Annotated in this window: 25 protein-coding genes and 1 pseudogene; 6 read left to right on the plus strand and 20 right to left on the minus strand. The window is 44.8% G+C overall.

Annotation, left to right across the window (positions count from 1 at the left end; translation table 11 throughout):
• The 5 genes from ACTJJJ_RS00005 to ACTJJJ_RS00025 form a co-directional block, all read right to left on the minus strand.
• On the minus strand, positions 1–221 hold a 221-nt coding region (locus ACTJJJ_RS00005; RefSeq protein WP_440701020.1), incomplete at its 3' end, for a hypothetical protein.
• A 33-nt stretch (positions 222–254) separates the two neighbouring features.
• A complete protein-coding gene (locus tag ACTJJJ_RS00010) occupies positions 255–1,631 on the minus strand; it encodes a hypothetical protein (protein ID WP_440701021.1) in 1,377 nt (458 codons plus the stop codon).
• Positions 1,632–1,675: 44 nt separating this feature from the next.
• Positions 1,676–2,326, minus strand: a complete 651-nt coding sequence (locus tag ACTJJJ_RS00015; protein ID WP_426295341.1) for a hypothetical protein — start codon at positions 2,324–2,326, stop codon at positions 1,676–1,678.
• A gap of 608 nt (positions 2,327–2,934) precedes the next feature.
• Complete coding sequence (locus tag ACTJJJ_RS00020) at positions 2,935–3,318, minus strand: helix-turn-helix domain-containing protein (protein WP_188931999.1); 384 nt, start codon at positions 3,316–3,318, stop codon at positions 2,935–2,937.
• A gap of 41 nt (positions 3,319–3,359) precedes the next feature.
• Positions 3,360–3,752, minus strand: a complete 393-nt coding sequence (locus ACTJJJ_RS00025; protein ID WP_440701022.1) for a helix-turn-helix domain-containing protein — start codon at positions 3,750–3,752, stop codon at positions 3,360–3,362.
• Between the two features lie 788 nt (positions 3,753–4,540).
• On the opposite strand from ACTJJJ_RS00025, the gene ACTJJJ_RS00030 reads away from it, so the two are divergent.
• Complete coding sequence (locus ACTJJJ_RS00030) at positions 4,541–5,188, plus strand: response regulator (protein WP_440701023.1); 648 nt, start codon at positions 4,541–4,543, stop codon at positions 5,186–5,188.
• Here the strand turns inward: ACTJJJ_RS00030 and ACTJJJ_RS00035 are convergent.
• Positions 5,170–8,412: a ligand-binding sensor domain-containing protein gene (locus ACTJJJ_RS00035; RefSeq protein WP_440701024.1), complete on the minus strand. Its 3,243-nt coding sequence runs from the start codon at positions 8,410–8,412 to the stop codon at positions 5,170–5,172. The two genes, ACTJJJ_RS00030 and ACTJJJ_RS00035, sit on opposite strands and share 19 nt — an antisense overlap.
• Positions 8,413–8,478: 66 nt before the next feature.
• Positions 8,479–9,168 carry a response regulator transcription factor gene (locus tag ACTJJJ_RS00040; RefSeq protein WP_342089424.1) on the minus strand — a complete coding sequence of 230 codons (690 nt, stop codon included), beginning with the start codon at positions 9,166–9,168 and terminating at the stop codon, positions 8,479–8,481.
• A gap of 417 nt (positions 9,169–9,585) precedes the next feature.
• Here ACTJJJ_RS00040 and ACTJJJ_RS00045 point away from each other — a divergent pair, with 417 nt between their 5' ends.
• Positions 9,586–9,972 carry a hypothetical protein gene (locus ACTJJJ_RS00045; protein ID WP_440701025.1) on the plus strand — a complete coding sequence of 129 codons (387 nt, stop codon included), beginning with the start codon at positions 9,586–9,588 and terminating at the stop codon, positions 9,970–9,972.
• A gap of 21 nt (positions 9,973–9,993) precedes the next feature.
• Here the strand turns inward: ACTJJJ_RS00045 and ACTJJJ_RS00050 are convergent, their stop codons facing one another.
• A complete protein-coding gene (locus tag ACTJJJ_RS00050) occupies positions 9,994–10,419 on the minus strand; it encodes a response regulator (protein ID WP_188931994.1) in 426 nt (141 codons plus the stop codon).
• Between the two features lie 482 nt (positions 10,420–10,901).
• Between ACTJJJ_RS00050 and ACTJJJ_RS00055 the strand changes: the two genes are divergently transcribed.
• Entirely contained in the window at positions 10,902–11,348 is a 447-nt protein-coding gene (locus ACTJJJ_RS00055) for a hypothetical protein (protein ID WP_426295337.1), read from the plus strand.
• Positions 11,349–11,430: 82 nt separating this feature from the next.
• On the opposite strand, the gene ACTJJJ_RS00060 is transcribed toward ACTJJJ_RS00055, so the two are convergent.
• The 10 genes from ACTJJJ_RS00060 to ACTJJJ_RS00105 all read right to left on the minus strand — a co-directional run bounded on the left by ACTJJJ_RS00060 (position 11,431) and on the right by ACTJJJ_RS00105 (position 19,724).
• Entirely contained in the window at positions 11,431–11,568 is a 138-nt protein-coding gene (locus ACTJJJ_RS00060) for a hypothetical protein (RefSeq protein ID WP_440701026.1), read from the minus strand.
• Between the two features lie 339 nt (positions 11,569–11,907).
• Positions 11,908–12,195 carry a BON domain-containing protein gene (locus ACTJJJ_RS00065; RefSeq protein WP_440701027.1) on the minus strand — a complete coding sequence of 96 codons (288 nt, stop codon included), beginning with the start codon at positions 12,193–12,195 and terminating at the stop codon, positions 11,908–11,910.
• 293 nt (positions 12,196–12,488) lie between these two features.
• Entirely contained in the window at positions 12,489–13,064 is a 576-nt protein-coding gene (locus ACTJJJ_RS00070; protein ID WP_188931988.1) for a DUF416 family protein, read from the minus strand.
• A gap of 180 nt (positions 13,065–13,244) precedes the next feature.
• Positions 13,245–13,826: a Crp/Fnr family transcriptional regulator gene (locus ACTJJJ_RS00075; RefSeq protein WP_440701028.1), complete on the minus strand. Its 582-nt coding sequence runs from the start codon at positions 13,824–13,826 to the stop codon at positions 13,245–13,247.
• 1,696 nt (positions 13,827–15,522) lie between these two features.
• Positions 15,523–16,908, minus strand: a complete 1,386-nt coding sequence (locus tag ACTJJJ_RS00080) for a sensor histidine kinase (RefSeq protein WP_440701029.1) — start codon at positions 16,906–16,908, stop codon at positions 15,523–15,525.
• Between the two features lie 593 nt (positions 16,909–17,501).
• The gene (locus ACTJJJ_RS00085) at positions 17,502–17,771 is read right to left on the minus strand and encodes a helix-hairpin-helix domain-containing protein (protein ID WP_440701030.1); all 270 of its coding nucleotides are present in this window, start codon (positions 17,769–17,771) and stop codon (positions 17,502–17,504) included.
• Position 17,772: 1 nt separating this feature from the next.
• Complete coding sequence (locus ACTJJJ_RS00090) at positions 17,773–18,141, minus strand: hypothetical protein (protein WP_440701031.1); 369 nt, start codon at positions 18,139–18,141, stop codon at positions 17,773–17,775.
• 92 nt (positions 18,142–18,233) lie between these two features.
• Entirely contained in the window at positions 18,234–18,524 is a 291-nt protein-coding gene (locus tag ACTJJJ_RS00095) for a hypothetical protein (RefSeq protein WP_440701032.1), read from the minus strand.
• 45 nt (positions 18,525–18,569) lie between these two features.
• Positions 18,570–19,256, minus strand: a complete 687-nt coding sequence (aqpZ, locus tag ACTJJJ_RS00100) for an aquaporin Z (RefSeq protein WP_188931982.1) — start codon at positions 19,254–19,256, stop codon at positions 18,570–18,572.
• 48 nt (positions 19,257–19,304) lie between these two features.
• Positions 19,305–19,724 (minus strand): hypothetical protein, encoded by a 420-nt coding sequence (locus ACTJJJ_RS00105; protein ID WP_440701033.1) that lies wholly within the window; start codon positions 19,722–19,724, stop codon positions 19,305–19,307.
• A gap of 662 nt (positions 19,725–20,386) precedes the next feature.
• Here ACTJJJ_RS00105 and ACTJJJ_RS00110 point away from each other — a divergent pair.
• On the plus strand, positions 20,387–21,040 hold the full coding sequence (locus tag ACTJJJ_RS00110) for a hypothetical protein (protein WP_440701034.1): 654 nt from the start codon (positions 20,387–20,389) through the stop codon (positions 21,038–21,040).
• A 30-nt stretch (positions 21,041–21,070) separates the two neighbouring features.
• On the opposite strand, the gene ACTJJJ_RS00115 is transcribed toward ACTJJJ_RS00110, so the two are convergent.
• Positions 21,071–21,409, minus strand: a complete 339-nt coding sequence (locus ACTJJJ_RS00115; protein WP_188931974.1) for a hypothetical protein — start codon at positions 21,407–21,409, stop codon at positions 21,071–21,073.
• Between the two features lie 210 nt (positions 21,410–21,619).
• Positions 21,620–21,862: a GlsB/YeaQ/YmgE family stress response membrane protein gene (locus ACTJJJ_RS00120; protein ID WP_090387141.1), complete on the minus strand. Its 243-nt coding sequence runs from the start codon at positions 21,860–21,862 to the stop codon at positions 21,620–21,622.
• Positions 21,863–22,884: 1,022 nt separating this feature from the next.
• On the opposite strand from ACTJJJ_RS00120, the gene ACTJJJ_RS00125 reads away from it, so the two are divergent.
• Both ACTJJJ_RS00125 and ACTJJJ_RS00130 read left to right on the plus strand, forming a co-directional pair.
• Positions 22,885–23,304 (plus strand): hypothetical protein, encoded by a 420-nt coding sequence (locus tag ACTJJJ_RS00125; RefSeq protein ID WP_188931972.1) that lies wholly within the window; start codon positions 22,885–22,887, stop codon positions 23,302–23,304.
• 798 nt (positions 23,305–24,102) lie between these two features.
• A pseudogene (locus tag ACTJJJ_RS00130) lies at positions 24,103–24,243 on the plus strand (hypothetical protein); the annotation flags it as partial.
• Between the last annotated feature and the right edge of the window lie 279 nt (positions 24,244–24,522).

Raw genomic sequence — 24,522 nt, forward strand, 5'->3', positions numbered from 1 at the left:
GTAAGCTGCGCGGTGTATGGTGGAATTACACCGGATGTTTTTCCAGCAGAGGAGTAAAATATCCCGCGGGCTGCCGGCTGGTTTCCATAGCCGGGAAAGGTTCCCGGGTCATAGTTTCCGTACCCGGCGTTGATGTCGATTTGCTGACTGTATCCGATGCCCGGAGCGAGCAGGGACAGCGCCAGTAAAATCAACCCTAGGTAATAATTAGTTCTTTTCATGATTGCAAAATTTTGGTATGAACTCGCGTCCGTCTACATGTTTTTGAAAACCTGTATGATCAGGTTATTGTTGACATTGTCGGCCACTATTTCTCCCCCTGACAGGTCAGGAATGAACACGCGCAGAGGATAAGTTCCACTAGGCGTCGCAGAGGCAATCGAGACAGTAGCTGTAATGCTGTTGCCCAACGGTGATGCAGGGATATCTGTGTTAGTTGTCAGCGTATAATAGGTCCCCGAGTTGGTAATGGTCCATTCGGCAGCCGAAGCGCCCGTCAGAGCGATCACCGAGCTAGGCGTTGGCTTGTAGACACGAACAGTGATCAGATCGCTGGCAACAGTTCCCGTGCGCATGTTACGAAGCCTTACCGTGAAAGGCCTGACGGTCTCTGTTGTCGAAAAGGTCACATTGGGCATGATGGTAAAAGGACGCAGATCAGGGGTGGTTGCCAGGTCCTGAATAGAACCGATCCCGATCTGACTAATTGCAGCGCCAGCAGGAACTACGCCCGTGAGTGTACTGTTCTCGGCCACGCCTGACGCGTTGGCTGACCCGCTCAAATCGAGCCATTGGGAACCGTCCCAGCCGACCAGCCTCAGGTTAGAAGCCGTGGATTCGAAGGCTGCCACATTGGGGATGGATACGGTCACATCCAGATCGATCGTTGACGCTGTAACTGCGACCCAGTCCCAACTGCCTGCCGCATATACGCGCTTGATAGATGGCGATGGCGTGTTTGGTGCTTCTCCCAGATCGGACGCGTATGCCACACTCAGATGGGCATCGGCATTGGCAGGAGCCGAAATCTCCAATGTTCTCAGATCCGCGCTGCTTCCGACCGGGAAGACAAAACCTGTGTTACCGATTTTGGATACGTACCCGTCTACGTGCTGCGCATCTGTGAGCCCACCCGTGTAAGTAGCCCCTGCCTGGAACCTGAGCGCGCCGGTCGCCGCGTTGGCTCGTACGGTGGTCGTAATTCCGTTTTCAAAGCTAGCCGTATTAAACACGTTCGCGCCAGCGGTATTGGTGATATTGAATGCACTGGCCGCCCCGTTCTTCAATGCAAGTGTGGAAAAATTAGGAGCAACACTACCGCTGATTCCCTGCACACCGGCTGCTCCCGCCGGACCATTGAAATTGTCGGTGCTCCCGCCGGACCCGTTGGCATTGTAGCTGTTATTGACACGCAGAGAGTTGGCATCTGTCTCATAGTGCTCAAATACTGCTCCCGAGGAAGCTGTGTAGGCGCCCGAAGCGGTTGCCGTTACAGCCGTGTAGCTCTCGCGGTTGCTTACCGCGCCGTAGTTATTGAAAGTAGCCCCGTCGATGACAAGCTGCGCATGGGCTAGTTGGTTCCCCAACAGTAATGCCATACCTGCCATCAGGCTGATGTATTCTTTTTTCATCGTGAAAGCTGTTTAAATGAAGACTGTATCTTACAACTCTCCGACTAGTTCAAGTAGGTTACATCCAGGTTGGAAGAAATGGTGCCACAGATTTGGTATGCGCTGGCAGGAGCACCGTTGTTATACCATCTGGTCGCCCTTACATCGAACGTGTGGTTTCCTGCAGTCAGGGTGCGAACACCGGACAAAGTCAATTCGAAGTGACCGCTCACTTCAGTCTGGATGATAATAAAGATGCCGCTGGCAACTCCGTCGATATATATCTCAAAGCGGTTAAATGGGCTGTAACCTGTCCATGCAGACACGTCGTCAACACCAAGTACGTAGTTGATAAATGCGGCTTTTTGACTGGGGAAATTGATGACATTGGTCGTATTTGAAACCGTTGTATAAGAACCTTCCGTCACACCAAAAAAAGCATCTGCCTGCGCACCGTTTCCAATGGGTACTGCATAAGAGGCCGTTTGAGTAGCGGTGCTAGCGCCCGATCCCGCAGGGGCCTGCCAGCTGGCGATACCCGCGGCGTTAGAAGTCAATACTTTTCCGGCACCCTGGGTGCCATCTTCGATAGCCACATTGCCCACTACATGCAATTTGGCCGCAGGAGTGGTAGTGCCGATCCCTACATTTTGCGCCATGGCAGCAGAAGCGGTAAGGCCCATCAATAGACTTAGGGAGTAGATTGTTTTTTCCATCTGGATTTTAAATTAGATTAAGAAATAAATTGATAAAACTGTTGGAGTACAGGCAATTGTAAAGGCGATTTGGTGGAAACCAATGGTCGACTAATGCACTAATCACCGGAGATTGCCGGCAATACGCTGAAATTTTTCTTATCGTGGGAAGATCATGAGCTCAATGACCAGTGCGTGTTTGTATTACAAAGATGGGTGGTGAAATCGGTTTGGATGAAGACACTTTGTGGTAGGTTTGAGACGAGTTTTGGTAGTATTGGCATACCCGTCGGACGGAAATCGGCTGCTTTTCTCCGGAAGTCATAGAGCAGATGCCATATTCTTGTCTGAATATGCAGGTCAGGTGTCGAATTAGTGTTTATCGAGGACAAAATTGTGTCCTGCTGTAACCTTATTTGCCTGCCTGGATCATGCTTGATACGCATTATACCTGGTCAGTGTGCACATCGTTTGAATCTGCGACCTCCGGGACTTGTTGTCGGGGGATGGGTAGAAAAAAGCTAAGCCATTCCTGCTCTCTTCGCCGAGCATGAATGGCTTCCATATCTTTAAGTTTACTTGCTGCCTTGCCTGGTCGTTTCCCGATTGACTGTCAACCCGGTACCGCCTCAGGCCGGGACCTTTCGAAGCGTTTCATTTTTCTCCTCAATGATCCTTTTTTGACTTTCGATGATGTCCATTAACTGCGCAATGATATATTCGTAGTGATTTTTTTGAGGTTGATCCTTGCTTCTTTCCTCAGAGGCAATTCTCTTTTCAAGACTTTGTTGCTGGGTTTGAAGAACCGGGGCTAATAGATTCAATAGGTCCATATCCATAGCACTTGCAACAGCGATCAGCAAGTGCAAGTCGAGCTGTTTACGTTCGCCTCTTTCGAGCCTTGCGTAACTTCTCTCGTCGATTCCAAGCTTAAAAGCTAGATCGGCTTGTGACATTCCGGCTGCTTCCCGGAGGCTTCGGATACGTTTTCGTATAAGGTCTTCTCTGGACATTTTTGTGGTGGTAAGATTTAAATTGGCTTTGCTGATAAAAATCAAGTTTTGTAGCCTTGGCTATTGTTGGAGAGCTTATTAAGCTCGGCAATGATGTTATGCTGCTTTTCGATAATCGACCGGAGTAAGGTGATCACCTCCTGGTAATGATACTCCTTATTGGTGAAATCCATCGATTCGGCTAATGCAATATCAGGTTGGGCTGACCACGCACGATTTTGCGTAATTGGTACCAAGGTTTGTTCAGGCGCCGTTTTCAACGCATCCGCGATCACCAGTAACTGATGAAGGTCCAGCCGTTTTCGCTTGCCGGCCTCCAATTTTCGGTAGTTGGTAACGTCCAGATTGATCTTTCCGGCCATTTCTTTTTGGGAAATGCCCGCTGCCTGGCGCAATATCTTAACTTGATCGACAATGGTTTGTACAGGGTGCATAGGCTATTGAGAGTGCTGATAAAACTAATTGTACAATATGGATTGAGGGTATCCCGACGGCTTAGCTTGTTGCAAAAAATTTTTGGATGTACTTCAATAATTGGCTTTCTAGCGCTCAGATCTTTGGTCTCGGAATATACTCCACCATCACGCAGGTTGACAAAGGTAAATTAATCCAGGGTCCGTATGTCTCGAACCTGTTCGAGGGATTAATAGAATTAAGACGATAAGATATCCCTTTTCTAATTCGATTTGCCTAGAAACAAGATGACCTCCTGCCAAGGGGAGGAGGTCATTCTAATGTGATACTCAACGTGCTCGTCTAGACTAAGACAAGTTCTTTCAAAGGCGACGATATGTCTTAACGTATATGTATATACGAAGTTTGATTTTGTATTGCTGACCGGGGTTTTGATAGTGATTGCCTGATGTTCTTAAACAATCCCGTTTAAAACATGGCTTTACACGGGATTAAACACCAGTCCTGTATTATCTAGCTTTACCTTCCGAGTCCCTGTCGCCGATCAATAGCTGAGCCATATGGCAGCAGGTGTACCAAGCTGGGAGTCGCGGCCCTGGTTGATGAACTCGTCATGGCCTTGAAAAGGCCATCTGGATTTGGGAACAAATCTATTGCGGAATTCCAGGAAAGGGAATAGCTATTATTCGAGAATCGTCTAGAATCAATTACCTGCGCATCGCCGCATTTCAGCGGCACATTTTTGCCTGGAGCCCATTTAACTTTGCTTGAATCGAGCAGGATTCAATCGCGAACAGAAAATCAGAAGATGAAAAAAGTTTTAATTGTAGACAACCAATTTTTGATGAGGTTAAGCCTAAGGGTGGTAATTAGAGAACTAAGCGGGGAAATTGGCGTTACTGAGGCCGTGAATTTTAAGGAGGCACTTAAACTGCTGGTTTCTGATCAGTTTGATCTGGTCATTCTGGAAGTTTTGATGGATGAATACTCGGGAATAAAGATGATGGAAATGATTCGCAGCATTGCTCCTTCCACGGCGGTGCTGATCTGCTCGACGGGGGATGAGCTACTGTATGCCGAACATTATATTCTGCGGGGAGCCAGTGGCTTTGTCGTTAAGACAGCCGAAAAGGAAGAAATTTTAACTGCTATTTCAACGGTTATCAAGGGAAACCGTTACCTCAGTGACAGGGTACATGATAGATTGCTGATAAGGACCGAGCTGGAAAGCAAAGTCAAAGAAGCACTCACAAAACGTGAAAGACAGATATTGCCGTTAATCCTGGAAGGCAGAACCACGAAGGAAATTTCGAAAATGCTGGAAATACATGTAAACAGTATCAATTTTTACAAGTCGAATATTTTTCGAAAAATGCAGGTGAATAACATTCTTGAATTAGCAGAAAAGGTCGATATCAGTAAGCTTTTTCCACAATCTTACTCAGTCTCTGTCTGACTTTTGACCAATGTGCCGGGCCTGGGCAGACGCAGATGGAAACGAATGTAATCAGTTTGGCTAACCCAAACGGCAATGTTGGCCAGGGTAGCTACTTCTTTAACAATTAACAATCCCAAGCCTTTTAGCTGGCTCGAATTAGAAAACTTTTCGATAGCCGCATCGTTGTCTTCTAACGTAAGAAGTTCAAGTATTTCCTCGGGCAGATTTGTAGCTGTGTTGGCTATAATAATCTCTTTGGTGTCAGGTTGAGAATTGTTCAGATACACGCGAATCTCTCCCCGTAAGGTATATTTTGTAGCGTTATCAAGCAAATTGTGAATGATTATAGAAAGCAGCTGATAGCTTGCGTCAACATGTTTGTTTTCGGGAATTTCATTGTAAAACGCGCTTGCATTGGTGTGCACTGTTTCCCGGAAGAGTTCATACTTCTCCTGAATTAATTGATAGATGTTAACAGTTTCGAACGTCATTTTTTTGCCGTAAAGCTGTGCTCTGGCGAAACTGACCAGTTGTTCGAGCATTGAACCCATCCGGTCGGACATATTTGAAACCATTAAACCGACTTTGGAAATTTCATCGATCTGGCCCGACTCGGCCAGGTCGGGAATTCTTTTGGAGGCAAACGAAACATATCTGAGTGGAGATTGTATGTCATGACTGATAGAGGCAACAATTCGGGAAAGTAAATAAATCTGTTGATCCATGTCTTTGCGTGAGGCCTCCAGATCTTCCAAGCTTCTGCTCAATTTATCGGTCCTGACAGCTATTATTTCTTCCAATTCGGTATTCTTTTGTCTCATGGATCTTAGCCTATGCCGGTTATAGGCAAAAGTAGCCAAGATGACTAACGCGATTATGGCAACACTGATAGCCAGGATAATCCAGATGTTTTCATACCATCTTTCGGAAAAATTCAGCCCGATGTGTTTAATCTCATAATTATCCAGGCCAAAACCGTTGTTTTTTCTAACAAAGAGCGAGTATTCGCCCGAGTAATGGCCGGTCAGGTTGACAGTAAGCTCGTCGGTTTCCAAAGGTATCCAATCAGATGGAGCTACGGTCTCAGAGCGTTTGACGACGGCATAAGAAACATTCAGGTTGTCTTTATGACCCAAATAGGCCGTGGCGAAATATAGCCTCACATCTTCCACATTCTGCGGGAAATCGATCGTCTCGCCGGAATAGCTAACCGGGATTCCGTTGGCTTCCACTGCACTCAGAATAATCCTTTCGTCAGGCAGGTGGCGACGAATTTCAGTTGGCTGAAACCAAATCAGGCCATTTAGTGAGGGTAGCGATATAAATCCGCTGGCCAACTTGACTCCGCAGGGTTGGCATTCCCCATTAAATTCATTGGTGTTAAATCCTTCATCTTTTGCGTGATAATGGTAGTAAAGCCCACCAGTGTAACGCCTTGTTGTGCCATAACTTGTAATATTGCTTTTGCCCGAGTATTTCTGTGCGTATACAAGCAGATCGTTTTTCTTGACCTGAAACAATCCCTTGTTGGTGGTAACCCATAGATATCCCAACCCATCTTCAACTACGCAGTGAGAACTCGCCAGGTAGCGTTTCCGATCCAAGGGAAAGCGGGTTAGCTTTCCGTCAGCCGTCAAGAGCATCAACCCGGTTTCCAGGCCCGTTATCCACACCCGACCGTTATCTGACGGATGTATGCTTTTGATGTGAATTCCACGGGTGCCTTCTATGAGCGAGCTCGTTTCTGTGAGCGTATTTACCCGGTAAAGTCCCTTCGAGGTGCCCGCAAGTACTTCACTTTCACCGCCAGGTTCCAGACAAGTGATTTCTGTCAGAGCATGGCCTTTTATTAACCTTGGTCGAATCTTGTCCGCTGCTGTTTGGCCTCTGTACAAACCTTTGTTGATCACACCGATCCAGATATCATTATCCGTGCCCTCACATAGGGCCGTGATTTCATTTTCAAAAGTCCACACCTGATCGGGTCTTAGTGATTTTTGATCAATGCGAAGCAGTGTTTGATAACGTTTGGTCCAGATTGTGCCATTTCGACTTTTAAGCATAATTCGCTTCTCGAAAGGATTGATCTTTGCGATCTGGCTGACAAATTTATGATTGGTTTGGCTGGGAACTGGGCCCTTTCCGATAATAATGCCCGTCGGCGTGATCACACTACTTGCAGAGTAGGGGACTTGCGCGTAAAACACATTTTCTCCCACCTCTCCTTTGACTACCACGGGGGTAAATTGTGTTTTGCTCAACACGAAAAGTCCATTTACCCGGCTGCCCAAAAACACTTTTTGAGAAACATTATCCAAATAGATTACATCGACACCCAATGCGTGCAGGTCAAAATCCTCCACCAGCAATTTCGCGGAAAGATCGCCATTTCCCTGCTGGACCAGCATGTATAAGTTCTTGCCGGAGAAAAGAAAGGCTTGTTCGGAGTTGCCATTCCAATAGAATTTCTGTCCCTTGGTTTGCTGGTGGTCTTTCGACGGGTCTTCTACGGCTGGGGCAAGAGCGAAATGCGAGGTCTTGCTCTGAGATATTTGGATATAATTCCCCTGACCGATCCGGTAATATAGTTTTTTGCCAATCGAAAAGTAATTCCACAGTTGACTGCCAGCGCTCGGGCGTTGGTAGCGCTTTTTCCAATCCTGGTAGTAGGCGATTTTATTTTTAGTAATCATGAAAAAATTACCTTCACCACCGCCGGCCATAATCATGTGGTGGTCATTGCCGGTCGAATCCGAATACAGCAGATCGGGAAGGCCGACAACGTAGGTGATGTCGTTCAGATCATTGATATCCAGCCCTAACGAAAGCATGCGCCGATCGCGGTTAGGGTAATAGTTTGAATCTGCGGTAGCATGGCCCGCTTCAATCTTTACCGAGTAGTGTGGCCAAAACCTTGCGTAGGCGACCTTGACTCGTTCAGGGCGGTCCAATGCTTTTAACTTGTGAGTCCGTACAGAACTGCGTATACTGGCGACACGGTTGCTGGAAATGTTTAGATTGGAACTATTGAAAACTTCGAAATGGTGACCATCGAAACGGACCAGACCATCTTCCGTCGCCAACCAGATAAAGCCATCATCATCCGAGGAGATCCCCTTTACACTATTTTGTGGTAACCCGTTGTCTGCGGTAAACTGACTGACAGAATATCCAACTTGCCCGTATAAAGTATTCGGGGAACCAGCACATAAGGCAAGCAAAAATATTAATAGTTTTTTCATATGCAGTTTACTTCATTTGGGGGTACATACCTGTACCCAACTTAGACAGCGAGGGGTACTACGTTGTCAGGATTTCGGCTTGACCTGAGTTGTACTTACATCAATCAGATCCGGATAGTCTTGCAAAATTTTCTTGTAGAGCTGAATTACGTTGGTGACTCCAAACTTTTCAAAGATGCTTAGCTTGTGGGTACTGACCGTGCTCCATTTGATGCCAAGCTGGGATGCAATTTCTTTGGTCCACTTTCCTTGCAAGAGCAATGTGATAATTTCTGCCTCCCGTGGCGTGATTGTCGATGCTTCTTTGGGTTTTGTCGGATTAGTGACTGATTTGAGGTAACTGTTGGCAAGCAAATTTTGGGTTTTCGGACTCATGTATTTCTCTCCCCTGAGAACAGTCTGTATTGCCTCTGCGACGGTGGGTAGCGGAGAGGCCTTTGATAGAAAGCCGTCGGCACCCGCTGTGAGGTATTTGATAGAATAATCTTCTTCTTCCATCGCAGTGTGTATAAGTACCCGGATGTCGGCGCGGAGACTTTTGAGCTTTTCTATCATCTTGGTACTGTTGCCACCAGGCACATCAATATCCAGGATGATTAGATCCACGGGGGTATTTTTAATCGTCTCAAGACCCTGATCAAAAGTGGACGCGGAAAGTACCTGGGTGTCCGGGAGCTTTTCTCTAATAATCGCTACGAGAGCCCATAGAACAAGTTCGTGATCGTCTACTAAAAGTATTCTAGTTAATTGATTCATAGGTAAATGTATTTGATCCTCCGGATGCTTCGCTACAAAACTATGGTATGTAGATTAAAATCTATACAAGCTATAATTCGATATTTGACTAGAATTCATTTCGACTTGAACTGGCATCTTAGCCAATCAGAAATGCGCTGGTCGCAATTAACTTTGCAAACCCATTTACAGCAGAAGCAGGAAAAGTGCTAGGTGGCGTGACTTTAACTATTGGATAACGACTTGTTAGTCAGAGTTAAAATGCTTGAAAGGTTGGTTTAAAGCAAGATGTTAAATAAAGTTTGTCTGAAAGCATACAGCACTATTCGCACACACTAGCGGAGCGCGGAATAATGCAGGCCCATCCAGAGCTCTGGACAGGGCCTGCCGAGCTCCATCCACCAGGACTATGCTTCAAATCACTGACTATTGAGAATAATGAGCAAGATTTTGATCATCGACGATGTGTTTCTGTACCAACTTAGTTTGGGTGAAATAATACGGGAATTAGATGGCAAATCTGAGATAACCCATGTTAGCAGCTTGTATGTTATTGGCAGCCATCCCCGTTGCTTTACCCTACGAGCCCAAACTGGTACCCAGGGAAAAAGAGGTTATGCATTTGGTTTTGCAGGGGTTGAATACCAGGGAAATATCACAGGTGATGAATATCATGGAAAGTACTGTGTGCACTTACCGGGCAAACATCTTCAGGAAGTTGAAAGTGAAAAATGTGAAAGACCTTGCAGCGAGAGTAAGAGTATAAAATTATTTACCTATCTGGTCAATAGCAGGGTTCTAGGCCATTGCATCGGAATAAGATAACCATTATGATTTTGCAGGCTTTTATTTTGTGTTACCTTCGATCGTTTCGCGAGTAGAGTTACTGATATATTTTCCGTTATTCAACACGGTTTGGCACGCCTCAAGGACATCTTCAAATGCTGCGTGTTTTGAGACAAAGCCATTCGCTCCGGCAATCAGATATGCAGCTGCAAATTCTTTCTCGGGCAAACCGGTGTGAATCAATACTTTTACTTCTGCTTGCACATTTCTCAGATACTGAATTGTCTCGACAGTATTTCCTCCCGGCACACCAATATCCAAAATGACCAGGTCGACAGGGCTTTGCAACAGAATTTGCAGGCCCCTGTCAAAATTTGGGGCTGATTTAATCACGGCGCCTTCGATCGCTTTTGTGAGCATTCTTTCCAGAGCCCAAACGACAATGTCGTGATCTTCAATGATTAAAATATTTATTGGGACGTTCACTCCTAATCTCTGATTTGCTCACCGTTTAATTGATCATCGCAAAATGATACCTAAGATAGGTATCATAGGGGAAGTACTAACCGTTAAAGGCATTCTTTTTTGCGCTTTTTGCAAGGGTTAATTGTAACCGTCTGATACATGGAGTCATACCTTCCCAAAGGCAGCGTTCCCCCACCTTGATCAGGCGTGGAAAGGCAATCCTGTTTCTAATCTACGACCAACCGGACAGAATTCACCTTTAAAATACCTAGAAATGTCCTGTAACAGGCGGTATCTGTCTGCGATGGATTCGCCTGAATCAGCAAGATTTGTATAAGTCAGGAAATAGAATTTGCATAACGTATATAAAACATAGTGATAGAGGTTTTACAGCCCGGCACGGTTGATCGCCGGGTTGTTTCTTTAACATTTCTTATCGTTTTCCGGCTATCTCCTGGGATGGGATGTAGCGCATCCTTTTTATTATATTTTTCAAATTTTATATGAGAATTGCATTTGTGTTTTATGTGTTGCTGGCCCTACTGTCGTATAGCGGGGTTTCAGCCCAGGTCGTTTCGCAGGATTCATTGAAGGCATTAAATGACCAAAAAAAGGTTCTGGCGCTAAACAAGCGGTTGAACGATAGCAAAATCGAGCTAGCCAAACTTGAGAATCAAATCCCACATGCGGTCGATGAAACAGCCAGTACAGCCGAACGCGCCCAACGATCAGCAGAGGAGAATAAGGTGGCCGCCGGCGAACTGAGTACCGACCCTCAAGACAAACAATTGGCCAGAAAGGCCAGCAAAGCTGCATCCGCTGCCAGTCGTGATGCCAAGCGGGCAAGAAAAGCGGCGGATAACCTCGCGAAGCTGCGTCGCAATGTGGACTCGCTCAGGGAGAAAATTAAGGAAGATGAAGGTAAATTAGCCTTACTGACTCCCAATTAATCCATTTGCTATCAGGTTTGCCCCGCCCCAAGTTTTCATTGTGAAAGCTTGGGGCGTTCGTTTTAAACTTGCATCCGATCGCTTAACGAAACTCGTCGGCGACTTTCTGTTGAAGCGCCTGAAGGCTCAGTGCTATCTCAAAGCATTCGGTGTCGGTCATGTTTTGAATCGTATGTTTAATGTTGTTGACAACCACGCGTCCCCCCCGAATCAACCACATGCCCGAGTCTGTTGACTTTTTCACATAGTGAATTCCAGTCGGTAGATAGATAATCCGAGAATAGATTGGAGGGAATGATTTTGAAATAGGCGTGCTGGGCAATCAGCTCTGATTTAATTGAACTCACCTCTAGGGACGAATTCTGGGTAAACTTGGTGAGTTCCAGGTAGACGAAAATATTGAAGGATTTCATCTTGCATATTGATTATTACAGTAACAGGAATGGTTATTTGAGCTAACAATATTATTTCGATATCCATCCTGAATATTCAGGTTTGGATTTACGATTTATTAGGTATTTGGTGAAAGTTTTTTTTATTTAAATTGGTAGGTAAAATGCTATGAATTAAAACAACTACATTCTACCAACTCAACCCCCTCTACGTTGCCAATTGCCAATGCAAGTTTTTCTGAATCTTCTTGTTTGGCAACTTCCCCTTCAAGGGTTACCGTTTCATTGGACGTCTTAATAGTCAGATTGTGATAGGAGAGGCCCAGAGACTTGACATGTGCCATCAAAGCGCCTGCGCGTAGTGGTTCGGCGGCTTCGGGATGAACTATTTCAATAGTTTCATTTTTATTGAATACTTTAATCCCAACACCTTTAATAAAAGATAACAGGCCCATAGCTTTGAATTTATAGTTGATTATTTTTTGCAATAATTAACCATATATTCTTCAAAAACAATGAGAAGTATGAATTTGAATTTAAGTTTCCTTTAATTAAATGTTTTGTATTTGATATATACTGTCTAATATATTTCCTAAATGAATATCGACTATTATCTATGTCATATCTAAAACTGACTGGATAATTAGATTTTTACCGCATCTATTTGTGGTGTATTGGCGTAATTTTATTTTTAATTATTTAAGTAAAATGGGTGCTAATTTTAAAAATGGGTGCTGTTAATGATTGGCTATTTTCTTCGCAACGAGTCTATCAGTGCTGCGGTGATCTGTTGATTATCCGGCTTGGATAGCTCTTGAATTAAATGGATTTGCCGCCGGATTTCCCTTATTATGCTCGTTGATTTCGTGGTATTTGGTCTTTGATTGTTAACATTATCGGACCTGACCCCGTCCTGTATTTGCTCGGATGTTTTGAACGCATCCCTGGCATAAGTTGCAACAGCGACAATGCTCTCGATATCATTGGTAATCATATATTCCAGACTGCTTAATGTGATGATGCAGGCATCTTTTGCCCGTTGACTGATAGAGTCCGGGCATTGGTTGATGTCCGGCATTATCAACTCTACACAGTCCATTAACCCCACGATTTGAGCAGGCGAGCTGGAAATGTCATCACTCAGTCGTAAATGGATCGCATCTATTGCGAGGCACAGTATGTGCGCATCACCCCATTCAGCCTTTTGCTGAAAAGCAACATAGTTTGGATACAGGTGCTCGCAGGTCAGTGCGCCAAAGAGCAGTCTTGCCTTGTCGGATAATACGTTTAGTCTTTTTCTTATTTTGGCCGGATACCTGGACATGTTTCGAAAGTGCTTTTTGGTTTAGTATAGTTTGTTCGTGCTTTCTTGCAAATAGGTTTTCCAATTCATTCTGTGCGCATGATTGGCATTGGCATACAACGTTGTACTGTCTACGGTTGCTTTCTGGCCATTATACCGGGCTGTCCGGTAGCATTTTACTGGTCTGATCTTGCAAAGCTGTCACCTTTGCATCGAGTCTCTCTTTAAGGCGGAAAACGAATTAGGGTGCATATGAAGGAAATTGGCAATGTCCTTTTCCTTTGCCTGTCCTATGATCCGGGGGTTTTGACTTAAAAACTTATTAAAGCGAGAAGCTCGCGGAAGCCTGAGCACCACTTGGTTATGCTCAAAATGCTTCTGATGATAGCTGGCCTGGAGCCTGAGGCAGACGTTTCTGAACTCCGGATACGCGCCCGTGATCAGCTCAAAATTTTGCGTACTAATCCTATATGCTTTCGTTGGGCAAGTTGCCTGCATGCTCAGCTGTGAGGGCTGTTTGTAGAGCAGGCTGCTTTCAGAGAAAACCATATCCCCGTTGCCAAAGAACCAGCAAGTTGTTTCAGCCTCATCGGCCCGTTTAAAAAAGCTTCTAATACAACCCTGCACGATAAAATAGATATACTCCTGGTGGGTGTCCGCAACCAGAATGGTCTCATGCTCATTCAGGTAGGTTAGTCGAGTTGACTTGGTTAGATCCTCCCATAGTTTTGAATCTTGTTCTACCTGACCGGAATTTGATAGGAGCGCGAAAAATTCAGTCATTTTACTGACGTACACTAAAGTAAAATGATATCAAAAAGCCAGGTAGTCAAGGTCCGTGTTTTGCTAGTGAGTGACCTGGAATATTGCCAAAGAGTTAAGCACGGATGCGTGTTGTTAGTTATTTACAAATCTGATGGCCAGATTTGTTTACCACCTGGTTTTGACCGGAACTGACTTTCTTTTAAATGCACAGCCCGAAGACTCGCCGGATTGGAAACATACTGGCCTTGACTATTCACAATATACGGGCTGCCCGGCCCTGGTTATCTTAAGTGCTTGATCGGGCAATCGGCCGCATTTTTTGAATCAGCCTGATTCCTCATGGATTGGCTTGGGGCCGGTTTCACAAATGCAGCCACCAGGCCGGTTCCGGGTTTGAATGGACCTGCTTGACTTGCAGGCAGAACCGGTGACGGGAAACAAGGAAAACCTGTGTCGCTTGGATGTTGACATGGGTAGTTGGACAGTAGATTTGTGGTCAGGAAAGGGGATATATTGCAAACATACGGGCACCATCGGTTACTTGTCAATCACAAATCGTTAGGAAATTGCTCACAATTCATTAGGTCGTTGTATATTTTTAATATCATTCATCCAGCTTTTGACTTGTTTTGAATGGCCGGGACGAATGATTTTGATTTCGCATATGACGAATCATAATTGAATTTGGATACATAATGGTAGGGTAGTGCTTTTTGCAAAATCTTAGAGGGCGCCTCTGAGCGGTCCTACCCAAGCGAGCATTATAGCATGGTGGTGCCTGGTCTTTGTATTTTTCCAAGTTGTTGCGATCGTTGGCTTAACGCCCAATACCGGATAAGGTAGAAATATTTTTACGAATCGAGCCGGTTAAGGCAGTCATCTGCCACCAGACGTGATTTCGATTTGATTCGCTCCCGTTTACTACCTTACTAGCTTTGTATACTTGTCGGCCATCTCAGGCAGAGCCTGACTGTATGCGAACCGAAACATTGGCAATGACATCATCTTAAATGGCAACCAAGCGCGTGGACCAAGCTTGGTGTCACAGGAATTCAAAAATGCCAGGTCCGATGCCGGGATTTTTGTGATTCGAACACAGACGTACTGGTAGGGGGCAGTTAGTTTGTAAAGATGGCGACTTCATAGGTATGTCCGCTCTATACTGCCTTTTGATTTGAGGAGGTGACCGGTAGGAATCTGTGCATAGTCAAGAGACCATTTTTGGTAAGTATTAAGACAGCTGCTAATCATAGTGTGTTAAGTTAATATTCAGCTCTATACATTTTGGAGTAGAGTTGTTTTCCATGTGACTGCAACCCGGGCAGAATGTAGTATTGAAAGCGGAGCTGGAATTTTTCCGCTCCGCTTTTGCAATTCTGATTTGTAAGCTGCTTTCCTAGTCGATGATCGCACAAAGCCGGATATGTGTGACGGTGTTTTGCCCGTTTCGGCAATAGCTAAATGTCCGGATGAATATTTGTTCATATTTGAGAAAGCAAGAGGATACAAATGTTTCAAAAGTGGTGTCCGGATATCTGTCAGCCAAAAAGGATGTATGTGGCAAAAATAGCGATCCCAGGCCATGTGATTAATGGCGTTTATTCGCTCTTTGGATAGAAATAATTCGGCTTTAATAACTGCGGGCAATATTCGGGCAGCGGGCTTTTACCCCGATGCAGTTTGGGCAAAACCGGTTGCATGATTACCGGTTCTGTTATTGTCCGGCGACTGTTTCTGATTTGTTGAGTTGAAGCCGGAAATAAGTGAAGTTGGCTTGACTAACGTTGATTGAGATTTGAGCCAGTGCGGCGACCTCCTTGACAATCAGAAGCCCCAGCCCTTTGACTTTGCCAGTGTCTACAAGCTCGTCCAGACTGCGCTCTTTGAAGGGTGAATTTACCATATCGACGATATAGTTGGGGATGTTGGCTCCACTGTTGGCAATAATCAACTCTTCACTATTCTGATCTATATCGCTCATATACACTCTTATCTGGCCATTTAGAGTGAATTTTGCGGCATTATCCAGCAGGTTATGCAAAATAATCGATAGCAGCAGGTGATCTGATTTTACTTGCTTTTCTACCGGCAGGTCATTAAAGAACAGACTGCCGTTCCGCTGAATTGTGCCAAGGAAAAGTTCCACTTTTTCCTCCACAAGATCCCTGATCGCAATGTCTTCGGGTGTTAGTTGTTTACCATACACCTGCACCTTTGAAAAATTAATCAATTGTTCCAGCATTGTACCCATCCGGTGCGACATGCCTGATGTCAAAGAGCCAATTTTGAGGATTTGATCGGTATCGCCCGATTCAACAAGTGGGGCAATCTTATCTAAGGTAAATGACATGTACTTTAGCGGGGATTGTACATCATGACTGATTGAAGCTACAATCCTGGATAGTACATGCAGCTGTTTGTCCTTTTCTCTTCTGGACAACTCAAGGCCATGCAGGGTCCGGTTTAGCTTCTCGGTGCGCTGCGTAACGATTTGTTCCAACTGGACATTCTTAGCAATGATTGACCTTAGCTTATAGCTATCAAATGCAGCCGTCGAGCCAAAAATAATCAAACCGATCAACAAGACTGCTCCTGAAATAATCCACAGGTTTTCATGCCATTTCTGAGGAAAATCCAGCAGAATACGCGTTGTCGTGTAATTGTCCGGGCCAAATCCGTTGAGCTTGCGGATTGTCAGTGTATACCTTCCTGAGTGTTTTTCTGAAATTTGGACTTTAAAATCGTCGTTTTGCAATGCAACCCAATCAGACTCCAAAATGGGTTTGCCTTCTTTTACAAGTGAATAGAAAACCTTTAGATTCTCACTGTTGCCGAAATAGGCGGTAGAGAAAAACAGTTCGATATTGTCAGCCTTGTCGGGGATGCCCACTACTTCATTTGTGATCGGAATTTGCTTGCCGTTAACTTCAAACCTGTCCAAGATGATGCGTCCTTCGGGCGTGTAACGCTGCACATTCCTGGGCTGAAACCAAACCATACCTTTAATGGACGGTATGGAAATATAGTCAACTTTGACCGACGTGATTTTTAAGTAAATCATCGCTTGCCAGATACCTAATAAACTGTAAGTAAGTGACATCGAACAAACTGCTACAAATTTCCGGCGAATTTGGATCGCCAAGCGCTTGAAGTCTAGCCGGGTTTTGTTGCCATTTATTTTTCGGATTGGGGATTCGTATCAAAAGGGGGAAAAGCGGATGCCTGCCGACAAATTCGGGCTTAGAAAAAATGGCTTTCTGAGCACTTCAACATAAATTCCCGCTTCCAGGAATACGCTGACCCGGTTGTCGGGTATAAAGTATTCAAATCCCCCAATCGCAGAGCCGCCCAATGTGAGCGCCTTTTCATACTGACCATTTAGCCGTTTAGGATATGACCGGCGGTGTTTTCCTGTCCTCGGGCAATCCCGCACAGCAGCGTTAAAATAAAAATGCTGACCGATTTTTTCATTGTTTCTAAATTATGGTTTGTTGAAGTGAAGATTTTCGGTTAGATGTGACCGGCAGAGGCTGCACCGGTACACTTAACTGTTGTTTATCAAAATGCAGCGTTTGCAGGATGTAATCTGACAGGCATTTTTGCCTGCATACCGACACAGCTAAAAAGTAGTTTGCGATTTTTAAAAGAAGCGTTATGTGGAATGAATGCGCAATGCTTGTACTTAGGTGTTAGCTATGTAGTTCGTCTTCCTGCGATTAGTTGGGCTTGTAGTTTTTTTAGCTCCTCCCATTTGCCATCCCGGGCAAGCCTGGATTGCAGAGGCCAGCTTGTCGGGTCATGCATTTGATAACCTTCGCCGGCTCTGTTAAGCAGGTTGAGCAGCTTACTTAAATTGGCGGCGGCCAGATCTGCATACGTGTCGATACCGTCATTATAGAGAAATTCCTCAATTTTGGGTCCGATTCCTTCAATCACTTTCAGATTGTTTTTTTTGACTTTCACCTCACGTCTGCTCAGTAAGCTTACTCGGCTCTTTTTTTTGCAGGCATTCATCGAGCTCTTTGCGGATCGAGTGCAAGTCAGCCTGAAGACGCTTTGACCGTTGGTAAGTCAGCCAGCTGGCTAGCAACCATCCCACCAGGGCACAGAGGATCAGTAGAACGATAATCTCTGCGATGGCGACAGGCCTGCTCATCGGGTCTATCAGTAGAAGCGTATGCGGTCGGGATGTTACCAGCGTCGAATCGGGGGCAGCTTCGATGGCTGAAAAAGTAAAATTCAGGGCCTGCAGCAGAGAATCCTGGCTGGCTGGCAATGACTGCGCGCTTTCTCCCAAAGTGCTGATCTGACCTCCGGGGATGCCCCTCTGCAAATGCAGTTGTTTTATTTGCTCGGCCCTGGCAAGGCCCAGATTAATAGCTTCTGATTCATTGGACTCAGAAAGTAAATAATGACCTACGATCGTCAGCTTTCGATCCGGTTAGCCCTCAGATAGCTCGCCAGCGAATCCAGCAGGTGCTGTAACGGCATCCAATTGGGCTTTTCTTCTGATAAAGCAAAGCTTATATTTTTCTGAGAAGTCACCGAAAAGCGGTCGCCGTCCTGAATAGATAGCGGGCTGTCGGGACGCTGGTAGCGGATAGGCTCACACAGAACCGGTTCGCATAACAATTTGATCTTGCATACATGCCACCAGGTGGAGGCGGCCATCCATCCACCAAGGATAAGCCACCTGAAAACGTTACTTTTTGACATAATACGGATAAATTATGGAATGCCTGACTTTGATGAAGACCGTAATCACCGGTTTTGACCGGCCAACAATTTATGGACAAGCCCGGCCAGTATTGCGCCTGCGATAGGCGCGGCAATAAAAAGCCAAAGTTGCTGGATTGCCCACCCGCCCACAAAAAGGGCCTGGCTTATACTTCGGGCAGGATTGACTGACGTATTGGTTACCGGGATACTGATCAGGTGAATCAGCGTGAGCGCTAGGCCGATAGCGATGCCGGCAAATCCGGATGGAGCTTCGACACGCGTTGCGCCCAGAATGATCAGCAGAAAAAAGAAAGTCAGGGTAAGCTCGGTTACAAATGCGGAAACCATATTGTATCCGCCCGGGGAATGCGTGCCATAACCATTGGCGGCAAAATCGGCAATGGAGCTGCCATTACCTGTTACAATAACAAATAGCGTTGCCGCACCCAGTAACCCGCCTGCTATTTGGGAAATAATGTATCCGGGCAGCTGGTCGGCATCGAGTCTGCCACCGGCCCACAGACCTATCGAAACAGCCGGGTTTAAATGTGCGCCTGAAACAGAGCCCACTGCATATGCCATGCTCAGAACGGTGAGACCAAACGCAAGAGAGACCCCCAGAAGACCGATACCGACCGCAGGAAATGCCGCTGATAACATGGCGCTTCCGCATCCGCCGAATACCAGCCAAAATGTGCCCAAGAACTCAGCTAAATACTTTTTTTTCATTGTAAAGCGGATAAGAATTAAAATTGGTTAAAAGAATATTGAATGAAATTAAAAGAGGTGGGCACTGGATCTTGTTTGCGCGCTGGTGGGTAGTTTTTTCCTGAGAATAGGTCTGTGAGCAAGCAGCAGGAGCAGAGAAACGATCCCAAATGCTACCCAGCGGTTAATGGAGCTGCCAGGCATCAGATCTGTAAGTGCCAGGGCGAGGTATCCCCATGAAACAGAAAAAAATACCACCAATACCACACGGAAGAAATGATTGCCGTAGCAAAGCGTACTGGTGAGCACGCTGGCGAGTGCTGCTAAAAAGAATGCAGAGGGCCGATCCAGGCCTGCAGATTCATAGCACAGAAACGATACATACATCCATGATGAAACGATCTCAAGGATAAAAATTACAAAGTGTCCGGTTAAATTGAAGCGCTGTGGACTGTCGGTAATAGAATTGTAATGTCGCTGCATAGGCATCTTCGCTATCGGGTTGAACGGAGGTTGTTTTCAAACGATTGTGGGTTGGTCAATGGGCGACTAATAGATTTCTTATTTTATTGAGCAAACATATTTTAATCAGCGCGTAAGAAATGTAGATTTGTTAATGGTTGTTTGTAGATTTTTACGCACAGATGAAAATATATCTCCCGGTATAACCGGGAGACTATCGGCATTTCGTGTCCAAAAGTTATTCGAAAGAAATTTAATGTATTGAATATATTTACTAGCCTTACAATAGCTAATTGCCAATTGATTTGTTGGTAACTTTAATTTTTTCGTGACAATAGTTGTCGTTGAACTTTTGAACAGACTCCGACTGGGTGATGGGTGCGATTAAGTTTACCAAAGATAAAATGTGCAAATATTATTTGTAATAGCAATTATTCTAGTATGTCATAGAATTTATTTAGATATATATATCATATTGAATCAATACGCAAGTCGCTAATTAAAAACTAAATTTGTTTTTCAATTAAAGCTGCCGCTAGCAGCGACCTGTTCCATGTTAATATTGTTGATCCTCACAAGGCCTGGTTCCTGCGGAAAATGAGTGTTAGTACCCTTGAAGTCCCCTCTAAACTGAATCGTAGACAGATAGTGAGAATTTTTTGTTTTAACAGATGAGTTGAATAAATGATATGCAAAAGGGAAGACTTTCTCCGATCTGCTCCTGGGCTTTAACTTTATGCACGCTGATTTTAGCACTTAACCTGACGCTAGTCAAGTTTGATCCTGTGACCGGAGGGGGCGTCGCTGAACTGCTACTTTCGCTGTTGCTTTCCGGTATTATCTTCAACGCGTATGTAGTTCTCAGTGAGAAGCTGTCCGAATGGTATAAAAAGCATCTGATGCTTTTGCAAGGCTGGCTGATGATGGTTTGCCTGACGCTTTTTTTTGGGGTACCTACTTTATTTGTCATCCCTGAACACACCAAGCTCGTGGGATCTGCACCCGGTTCATATCAATTGCAAAACCCAAATATCAATGATGTAATGCACAAAAAGTTTATCGACTACTGCCGGATCTATGTCTATCCGGCCCGACTCGATGCAGGGCTGAGCACCGGGGATCTGGTGGTACAGTTTCTGATCGGACTTGCCTTGTATATTGTCATAGATATTTCAGTGACGTTGGTGCTGATCCTGTTGGCAAATATTTTCGATAACCACTTCGAAATTGGCCTTGTAGACAACTGTATGATCGCCGTTGATCTAGCCATCAAATTCCTTTTGACAATTGTTTTTGGAAAACGGCTTTTACCCATCATTAAAAAGCTTTTCAACAATCAATGATTCACTTTGATCGCAGCGCAGTAGCTTCGCTCAGCGTCTCATCATGATTCTTAGATCACTTCGCTGCTCGATCCGTGCACAATCACCGGTCGTATTGGCTTTTTTATTGTGGAGCTTCTCGTCCGCGACTTTTGTTTTGGCGCAAAGACCAGGTAATGTGCTTGAAAGGGGCAGGTTAGCTCCCGCCGTCCAATGGTCATTGAATTGATAACCAACTCCGGGGCTCAGTGAAAATGCATTAGACTTGACACCCGTCGAAGCCTTCGAGGAGGCGATGTCAAGGTTGCCATACACGAGCAGCGTGCCGGTTTGAGCTAATGCTGCTTTTGAAAAAAGCAATGCCGAAAATAGCAAAGTAGTAACTTTCACGGTTTGAAGATATTAGTTGTTGGATGTAATTCACGGCCAAGACGACTGCATGCGGCAGACCGGTAGTCCAGGGCGCTGGCTCGCAGGGAAGCTTTACCTATATGGCTGTCCGTTGGTAGTTGATTTTCGAAAGACAGTATTGTCCAATGCCGGGTATCGGAAACACACGGCATTGGAACTGTGCTAACGCCTAAAAGCATACGTCGCTATTTAACGTCTGCTTACCAAGCTGATCAGAAAGAGCAATAGCCATCCACCAAGTGCAGCAATGATGATGTGCCCCAACAGGCCTTGTCCTCCAATGCCCAGTTTACCGGCAAGCCAGCCACCCAGAATAGATCCGGCAATACCAACAAGTATGTTGCCAATTAAGCCGAAACCCCATCCTTTGAACAGTACGCCGGCTAGCCAGCCTGAAATGGCTCCGATCAGGAGGAAATACAGGAAATCCATAATAAATTCGATTTGTTTGGTTAAGAAATTGTCTGTTAAGAAGTTCGGATTTGCAATGTTTTATCAAGCTTGCTGGCAGCAGCTGTGCAAACCTCAATTATATACCCTGCCGGTACTCTGAGTCGACGGTTGATAATAGCTTTGGCAAACGTAAAATTTTTATTTGTAAAAAAATGGATACTAGAATTGATTCTAGTAATGTTAGCCGCTGTTCGAGAGGATGGTTGAAATCTACATTTAATTATAGAAGTAATTTGTGAATTGATTTTCGATTATGTCGACTAACCTGAATACGATTAAAGACGTTTCTTTTATATTAAATGTTCCTTTTAATTTCGCGCCATGATTGGTTTTATTGCTCATTTTATGGTCAAACTTATTTAATTAATTATTTATGAAAGATAAATCTATTTATTGTATTGTTCTTTATTTTACTTTTATAGTAGCATTTAATTGTGCTTGTTCGAAAAAGAGTGATGAAATAACGCCAGTTACAAATTCGATGGTTTATACCGAAAACGAATCTGGTGATATTTATGCGGTTAAACAACAGCTTTATTTTTAGTTTCAAGTCCGAAATCTCGTCAGAAAGCTTTTATTGTCCGGGCTTTTCACGCACCGAGCTAGCTGGGGTATAACCTAGCAGTAAGGCGATCTATTTCGGTGATATATTTATTGGCCTTTTCGATAACAAAACATGATGATCTCATAACGAAGGCTGTTTTAGTGTGAGACATTGAACGTTTACGGCAGACTTAATTTAAAAAAGGTTTTCGCGTCAATCTGTCGCTTGCAAGAGATGTCATCGTTCGCAAAGCAACGACAACCTTGACAAACCAAAGCGCTTTTTTCTTAATGCTCCTAATACACTGAATCATTTCTAGGCGACGGTGCGATTAATTCTAGATGTATGCTATTGTTAGTGTAAGCGACACTGTATGAATTCTAGCTATCACTCGAACAGTAGCTATTTTAGCTTACCTGGTAGGACGCTATTTTTGGTGCCATGTTCTTTCATGCGCATGTTATACATCTATCTAATTTGTTTCAGCCTTTTAGCCCCCTTTTGCAGCACAGATCTGCTCAGTCAAAGCACGTCGACCGTTGGGGTTAGTCGATTGCGCGGCAACCATGAGTCAGGTTACTTTTTCGCGCTACGTCAGGTTCCTTTGGGCAAAAAGGAGTATATCTTCACCGCAGATCCGTTAAAAAGGGCCGCTTACATTAGTGCAGGTCAGACCATTCCATTGAGCTACACGATGACCGTAAAGAATGCCCGGGGATTTGATATGTATTTCTCCGCGACGGATTATAGCATAATATTATCTGTCAAAGAGCAGAAAGTGGTTGATGAGCTGACAAGTGAATACGAAGGCACCTTGATTGTTCGCCATGGGCGGGATAGGCAGAAGTTTGCGGTACATGGGCTGTATGTCAGGTGAAATGAGGTAACAACTTCTCCAAAATGCTCCCTGACGAAATGAGTGACCTGACTGGAGAATTCGGAACTGCTGACCAGGGTAATCCGCTTTTGGCTCACCATGTTATTTCGGATGGTATGGACCATGATATCATCCAAATTAACAGGTAGTTATCTACGTGCTCGAGAGATAAGTCAGGTGGTCACTTTGCCACGGAATAGGCTGGTCTGACACCATGGTTAGACATGTTGTTTTTTGCCCCAGCCCCCCAAGACAAAGATAGCGTAGCACTTAGCACTTTCAAACTAAGGTTATGGCAGCGCAGATCGATTCTTTGGGTTGGTGCTGACCCAGAGGAAAAATGTTGACTATTCATGACCGGGAATGAACCGCGTCTGATCATCTGCCCGCGCCAACAAGGCGTCAATGGCCTCAATCAGGATAAAATATTGCCGTCTGCATCTGCATCAACACCTGGTAGGCCATACTAAGCGAAAAAAAGGCACTGCGCCCAAGAAGTTCTAACTTTTTTGGGAACAGCGCCTTTTGGGGCGTTCTCTGTTGTCCCGCCGGGATTCAAACGTGTGACCCAAATATTGGGAATAGCCATACGGCCCGGTGACCTGTTATATAATGCAATTAGAATCTAAAAAGTCAGTCTAGTCTTCCAGTTTAATAGTCTCTATCAATGTTAAAAGTCGTGTTAAGTGTTCGATTGACATCCCCGCATCTCCGTAGGTTGATTTTGGTCTAATTGGTTGCCATCTTTTTAAATTCGTTGTATTTTCACGTTAAGTTTATGTCTCGAGAAAGCCCCGCAACTCAAAAAAAGGGAAGTTGCCAATCTACATTAGAGTCACTATCGAAGGTAGGAGACTTGAAATCTCCACCCAACGAACCTGTGAACCAGAGAATGGACTGCGTCGACTGGCCGAAAAAATGGTCAAAAGGAGGATGTGAAGCAGCTAAATCTGTACCTGGATCCCGTTCAGAACAAGGTGTATGAGATTCATCGATACTTATTGGATCATGAACTGGACATCACCCCAGCAAATTTTAAATCCCAGCTTACAGGATCGTCTTTTCAAAAAGCACAATGATGAAATGTTGGGCTTGGTGGGAAAAGATTTTGCGAGGGGAACGTATAATCGGTATGAGGCAGCTTCCAGAAACGTCAAGAGTTTCCTTAACTGCAAATCTTTCTCTTCTGCTTTTTAGTAGGTGAACTCTCCACTTTGA

The sequence above is a fragment of the Dyadobacter sp. 22481 genome (genome assembly GCF_052044875.1).
GTDB lineage: Bacteria > Bacteroidota > Bacteroidia > Cytophagales > Spirosomataceae > Dyadobacter > Dyadobacter endophyticus.